Source organism: Pseudomonas protegens, assembly GCF_003732485.1.
GTDB lineage: Bacteria > Pseudomonadota > Gammaproteobacteria > Pseudomonadales > Pseudomonadaceae > Aquipseudomonas > Aquipseudomonas protegens_B.
Genome location: NZ_MOAK01000088.1, coordinates 21,767 through 22,335 on the forward strand (window position 1 = coordinate 21,767; position 569 = coordinate 22,335).

Consider the following 569-nt stretch of genomic DNA (forward strand, 5'->3'; position numbering starts at 1 on the left):
TGCCCAGGCCACCGGGACGGGCCATGCGGGCTTCCAGCTCACCGGGCTCAAAACGCCCCAGCAGGTGCTTGATCGCGGCTTCCACACCGGCCATGACTGCCAGTTGGTGAGCCCGCAAATCGTCGAAGCTTTCCTGCACCGCCTGATCCGGAGCCATGAAGGCCTGGTTGCTGTGGCGCAGCAGCAGGAGCATGGCCTCGTCGACGTTGGGGGCAAACTTCAGCGGGTTGTTTTCCACCGGGCGGATCATCGTCTGCTGCATGCGGAACTCGCCCTTGAGGCTGCTGCGGGCACGCAACACATCGATCAGGCCTTCCACCATCAAGCGATAGCTGCGCCCCAGGCTTTCCATCTGCGCCTGGGCCTGCTGTGGGTCGATGCGCAACTGGTCCAGCCCGGCACCCCGCAGGAAGGCTTGTAACAAGTCGGTTTGTGGCCCCGGCTCGGCCGCTGGCGCTGCCACGACAGGAGCGACGGGAGCCGCAGGGGCGACAGGGGCGACAGGGGCAGCAGAAACAATGGCTGCGACCTCGACCAGCTGCGGCTGCGGCTGCGGCTGCGGCCGCGGG

1 protein-coding gene is annotated in these 569 nt (G+C 67.0%); it reads right to left on the reverse strand.

Annotation, left to right across the window (positions count from 1 at the left end):
* The coding region (gene tagH, locus BLX41_RS36855) for a type VI secretion system-associated FHA domain protein TagH (protein ID WP_259745437.1) at nucleotides 1–569 on the reverse strand (569 nt) is incomplete at both ends.